This window comes from Methylobacterium sp. B1, assembly GCF_000333255.1.
GTDB classification, from domain to species: domain Bacteria; phylum Pseudomonadota; class Alphaproteobacteria; order Rhizobiales; family Beijerinckiaceae; genus Methylobacterium; species Methylobacterium fujisawaense.
This window is the reverse complement of the sequence record NZ_BACT01000775.1, coordinates 1-5,765: the sequence shown is the minus strand read 5'-3', so window position 1 is coordinate 5,765 and position 5,765 is coordinate 1. Positions and strand designations below refer to the sequence as shown.

Annotated in this window: 3 protein-coding genes and 1 pseudogene; 2 read left to right on the top strand and 2 right to left on the bottom strand. The window is 69.2% G+C overall.

Annotation, left to right across the window (positions count from 1 at the left end; genetic code table 11):
- The coding region (locus I53_RS22490; RefSeq protein WP_043354897.1) for a sigma 54-interacting transcriptional regulator at window positions 1-1,309 on the bottom strand (1,309 nt) is incomplete at its 3' end.
- 378 nt (window positions 1,310-1,687) lie between these two features.
- Between I53_RS22490 and cynS the strand changes: the two genes are divergently transcribed.
- On the top strand, window positions 1,688-2,176 hold the full coding sequence (gene cynS / locus I53_RS22485; protein ID WP_051044981.1) for a cyanase: 489 nt from the start codon (window positions 1,688-1,690) through the stop codon (window positions 2,174-2,176).
- Window positions 2,177-2,435: 259 nt separating this feature from the next.
- Entirely contained in the window at window positions 2,436-2,951 is a 516-nt protein-coding gene (locus I53_RS33475) for a hypothetical protein (RefSeq protein ID WP_148291219.1), read from the top strand.
- Window positions 2,952-3,185: 234 nt separating this feature from the next.
- Here the strand turns inward: I53_RS33475 and I53_RS22475 are convergent.
- Window positions 3,186-5,765: pseudogene (locus I53_RS22475) on the bottom strand (efflux RND transporter permease subunit); the annotation flags it as partial.

The window sequence follows — 5,765 nt, the reverse complement described above, 5'->3', positions numbered from 1 at the left end:
GCGCGCGGTCCCGATTGGTGGCCGCGACCACGCGCACGTCCACCGCGCGGGTGCGGGCCTCGCCGACCCGCTCGAAGGAGCGCTCCTGCAGGACGCGGAGCAGCTTGCCCTGGAGGTCGAGGGGGATCTCGCCGACCTCGTCGAGGAACAGCGTGCCGCCATCGGCGAGTTCGAAGCGCCCGATCCGGTCGCGCAGCGCCCCGGTGAAGCTACCCCTGACATGGCCGAAGAACTCGCTCTCGAAGAGCTCGCGGGGGATCGCCGCGCAGTTCACCCGGATCATCGGGCGGGCGCTGCGGCGGCTCGCCTCGTGGATCGCCCGGGCGATGAGTTCCTTGCCGGTGCCGGATTCGCCGGTGATCAGCACCGTGGCGTCGGTTCCGGCCACGAGGTCGACTTGGCGCAGCGTGGCCGCGATGGCGGGGGAGCGGCCGATGATGCCCTGGTGCTGGCGCTCGGCCCGGATTTCCTCCTTGAGATAGGCGTTCTCCAGCTCGAGGCGCTCCCGAAGGGAGTCGACCTCGGCGAGCGCGCTCGTCAGCCGGGCCTCGGCCTCCCGGCGCTGGCTGATGTCGCGGAACACGATGACGGCGCCGAGCAGGCGCCCCCGGTCGCGGATCGGCGTCGAGGTGTACTCGACCGGGAAGGACGTCCCGTCGGCGCGCCAGAAGACCTCGTGATCGACCTGATGCACGATCCCGTCGCGGAACGCCGCGTAGATCGGGCAGTCGCGATGGGGGTAGTGGCTGCCGTCGGCGCGGGTGTGGTGCACGGCGGCATGCATGTCCCGGCCGACGAGGTCGGCGGCCTCGCAGCCGAGCATGCGCGCGGCAGCCGGATTGACGAAGGTGGTCACGCCCTCCGCGTTGACGCCGTAGATCCCCTCCCCGGCCGCGCGCAGGATCAGCTGGTTGCCCCGCTCGATGTCGCGGAAGATCCGCTCCATCCGCTGCCACTCGGAGAGGCCCGCGCGCATATGGGCCTCGGCCTCGCCGTCGACCTGACGGCGGTGGAGGGCGTCCGGATCCGCGAGCGCCACGACGAGGCGCATCTGTTCGCCCGGAAGCGGGAAGGCCACGGTCTCGACCCGCAGGTCGCGGCCCGCCGCGTCGCGGGGCGCCAGGGTCCGCGTCCACCAATGCCCTTTCGCCAGGACGGCCTGGGTGAACGCCGTGAGGGCCGCGAGCTGGCCCGGAAACAGCGCGCTGGCCCGGGCCCGCCGCAGCGCCGGACGCCCGTGACCGAGGAGACGCGCCGCCGCCGCGTTGGCGTCGGCGATCCGGTCCTCCTCGGGCAGGAGCACCAGCATGGGATCCGGGCTCGCCTCGAAGACTGCTCCGAACGCGCCCATCTCGCCGGTGTCACGATATGTCGTCATGGTCTGACGATATCTCGTTTCCAACGAGATGTCGTGATTCTCGCACTGCCCGGCCAACCTCCTGCCGGCGCTGGCGATTCCGGAATTTCCGCGGCTGGCATACCGCTTGCGCAGCGAAGGGGGTCCGCCCGTCGTCCGGCGCCGCTCCCGATAGCGGCCAGGCCGATGATCGGCGGATGTCCGCGTCCGGTCGCGACCGTATCCCCTCACCGGTCGCGATCCGGACGCGCACCCCGCATCGGGGTGGGTGGGGCCGCGGACGACGCGGCCTCACCGAACCCATCGCAGATTGAAACCCAGGAGCCGACCATGAAGCGCGAGGACCTCACCGAGAAGCTTCTCGACATCAAGCGCGAGAAGGGCTGGACCTGGAAGCACATTCACGAGGCGATCGGCGGCCTGTCGCCGTTCCTGATCACCGCCGCGTGCCTCGGCCAGATGAAGCTGCCGAAGGCCCAGGCCAAGCGGGCGGCCGAACTCTTCGGCCTCACCGAGGCGGAGGAGCGGATGCTCAACGAGCCGCCCTACCGCGGCTCGATCCCGTCGCTGCCACCCACCGACCCGCTGATCTACCGGTTCTACGAGCTGGTGATGGTCTACGGCACGACCTTCAAGGAGCTGATCCAGGAGGAGTTCGGCGACGGCATCATGTCGGCGATCGACTTCAACATGGACATGGCCCGCGAGGCCAACAACAAGGGCGACCGGGTGAAGCTCACCATGTCGGGCAAGTTCCTGCCGTACAAGTATTACGGCAACGACGACGACACGCCGGAATACGGCTTCAAGGAGGGCTGAGGACATTCGTGCGGTCCGCACGGCGCAGCGGTGTCCGGGCGTGGCGGTTCCGAACCGACGCCCGCCGCTCCTCTCCCCCTGCGGACCACCGGATCCACACCGCTCGGTCTGACACCCCGTTCCGACAGGGCAGCGCGCATCCCCTCCCCCTGCCGGGAGGGGTCACGGGTGGGGCGGTGCAGAAGGCACCGCACCGCCTCATCCTGCGCCCCCACCTCCAATCCCCCCGCAAGGGGGCGGAGCGCGGCTCCGGCAAGCGATGGCGTGGATCTCGTCGCCCTGGAGGGCGCAGGGCGCGCGCGGCGTCCGTCAGGGCCTGAACCTGATCGATCCCGTCAATCCGCAGGACGCCTCCGATCCGCGACGATCCCGGCTGCGCTGTCGCGCCCTGGCGTGCGCCGCATTCCGTTCGGATTGTCTCTGTCGATCAAGCAAGGCACGAAAAATCCGCAAGACTGCGAGGGTCGGTTCTGACGGCAACGACCAAGCGAGGGAGAGGGCGATGTCGCATCTGAAGTTGGCGGGGTTTTCCGTCGCCGCAGCCCTCGCGCTCGGCCTGGGAAGCGGCGCAATGGCAGCGCCCTTCGGCACCTCTCGGCCTGCGGTCGAGGCGGCCGGCGTCGCAGACGGGTTGATCCTCAAGGCGCAGACCCTCGGCATGGAGCGTCGGCACGATCGCAGGATGGATCGACACGAGCGACGCATGGACCGGCAGGTCAACCGGCAGGACCGGAGGATGGATCGGCACGAGCGACGGATGGAGCGGCGCTACTGATCGGATAGGCACCGCACGACGCCACCACGCCGGGCCGAGGCTGTTCCTGCCGTAGACGTATCACGGCAACGCCGACGACACGCTGGAATGCGGGTTCAAGGAGAGGTGAGCCGTTTCCCCTCCTCCTTATGGGGCGGGGCTCGGGAAGGTGCAGGATCGAGCGTCCCGGCGCCGCCTGCCCCCCACCTCCGACGCCTCCCCACGCGGGGGAGGCGAGAGCCGCGCGTCCGGCGCTCAGGCCGCCGCCGGTCGCCCCTCCGGCTCCAGGTAATCCTGCACCGGCCGGGCCGGACCGCCGCGCATCAGCACGTAGAGGAACGGCACCAGCAGCAGGGTCGCGGGCGTCGCGAAGGCGATGCCGCCCATGACGGCGCGGGCCAGCGCCGCGTTCTGCTCGCCGCCCTCGCCGGTGCCCAGCGCCATCGGGATCAATCCCAAAAACATCGCCGAGGCGGTCATCAGCACCGGCCGGAGCCGGGTCTCGCCCGCGGTGATCGCCGCCTCCAGGGCGCTGCAGCCCGTCGCCTCCCGGTGCTCCTTGGCGAAGGTGACGAGCAGGATCGAGTTCGCCGAGGCGATGCCCACCGACATGATCGCCCCGAAGATCGACGGGATCGAGAAGGTCGTGCCGGTGACGAACAGCGCGAAGGTGATGCCGCAGAACGCCATCGGCAGGGCCGCGATCACCACGAACGGGTCGCCCCAGCTCTGATAGTTCACCGCCATCAAGAGGTAGACGGCGATCAGCGCGATGCCGAGGCCGATCTCCAGGCGGAAGAAGGCCGAGCGCATGTTCTCGATCTGGCCGCGCACCACGATCTTGTCCGGCGCCTCCAGGTTTTTCTGCTCGTCCTGGACGATGGCGTCGATCGCGCGGGCCACCGTGCCGAGGTCCCGGTCCTGCACCGAGGCGAAGATGTCGAAGGTCGGCTGGATGTTGACGTGGCTGATCATGGTCTGCGTCGGCGTCCGACGGATGTCGGCGAGGCTCGAGAGCAGGGTGAGCACGCCGGGGCCCGAGCCGGAGGTGGCGGCCGCCCGCACGAATATCGGCGTGTTGCGCAGGTCGGTGAGTGAGCTGTTGCGGTATTCGGGCGTCTGCACCCAGAGCTGGTAGGGGATGCCGGTCTTCGGGTCGGGCCAGAAGTTCGGCGTGACCTGGTAGCTGCCCGACAGCGAGATGTTCATGTTCTGCGCCACCTGCTGCTCGGTGAGGCCGAGTTCGGAGGCGAGGCGCCGGTCGACGTCGACGTAGAATTGCGGCGCGTTGACGATCTGTTGCAGGTGGACGTCGACGAGGCCCTTCGTGTGCTTCAGCCGCTGGACGATGCGCTGGGCGACCTCCAGATCCTTCTCCTTGTGCCGGCCTGAGACCTGCACGTCGATCGGCGTGAGGACGCCGAAATTCAGGATCTGGGTGATCATGTCGGCGGGCTGGAAATAGACGGTCACGTCGGGGAAGCGCTTCATCAGCACGTCGCGCAGGCGCTTCATGTAGCCGGCCACCGGGCCGTGCCCCTCCTTCAGGCTGATGAGCATCTGCCCGTCATTGTAGGAGACGAACGAGCCGTCCGAGAACGCGAAGTTGTAGTTGTTCGACGGCAGGCCGAGATTCTGCAGGATCTGATCGATCTCATCCGCCGGGATCACCTCGCGGACGGTACCCTCGACCTCGGCGAAGACCTGCCGGGCGGTCTCGATGCGCATGCCGGTGCGGGTGCGCAGATGCAGGGTCATCTGGCTCGCCTCGATCTGCGGGAAGTAATCCTGGCCCACGAAGGCGAACAGCACGCCGGTCAGCCCGAGCACGCCGCCGACGACGCCGACGGTGACGATCCGGTGGCGCAGCACCGCGTGGAGCAGGCCGACATAGCCCCGGTGGAACCGCGCGAAGCCGCGCTCGAAGTGGCCATGGATCCAGCCGGCGAGCCGCATCACGGGGGCGCCGACGAGACCGGCGGCCCGGGCGATCCGGCCCCGGCGGGGGGCCTCGTGCTCCGCCCGGTCCTTGGCGTGCTTCTGCCGGTATTCCGGCGCCACGATCACGTCGATCAGCAGCGGCACCAGGGTGCGCGAGAGCAGGTAGGAGGTCAGCATCGCGAACACGACCGCGAGCGCCTGCGGGGTGAACAGGTATTTCGGCGTGTCGGTCAGCGCGAACACCGCCGTGAAGGCCGCGCAGATCGCGAGCGTCGAGATCAGCGCCGGCTTGGCGATGCCGGCGGCGCCGTGGACCACGCTCTCGCGGAACTCCTCGCCCTCTTCGAACAGCCGGTAGGTGTTCTCGATCGCCACCGTGGCGTCGTCCACCAGGATGCCCACCGCCAGGGCGAGGCCGCCCAGCGTCATCACGTTGATGGTCTCGCCGAGCGCCGCCAGCACCGCGAGCGAGGTCATCACGCAGAGCGGGATCGAGATCAGCACGATGATGGTCGAGCGCCAGGAGCCGAGGAACAGCAGGATCGCCAGCCCCGTCAGGGCCGCGGCGGTCAGCGCCTCGTGCAGCACGCCCTCGATGGCGTTCGACACGAAGACCGACTGGTCGAACAGCGGCTTGATCGACAGGCCGTCGGGGGCGGCGGCGCGGATCGTCGGCATCGCCGCCTTGACGTTGTTGACGACGTTCAGCGTCGAGGCGTTGCCGTTCTTGATGATCTGCATCAGCACGGCCTGCTGGCCGTCGGCGCTTGACCACGTTGACCTGCGGCGGGCCGCCGTCGCGGGACATAGGGCGAGTCGCGCATCAGCACGGGCTTGGCCGGCCACAACCTTGGATCGGCGCGAGGGTTCAGGGTCTCGATCGAGGGCGGGGGT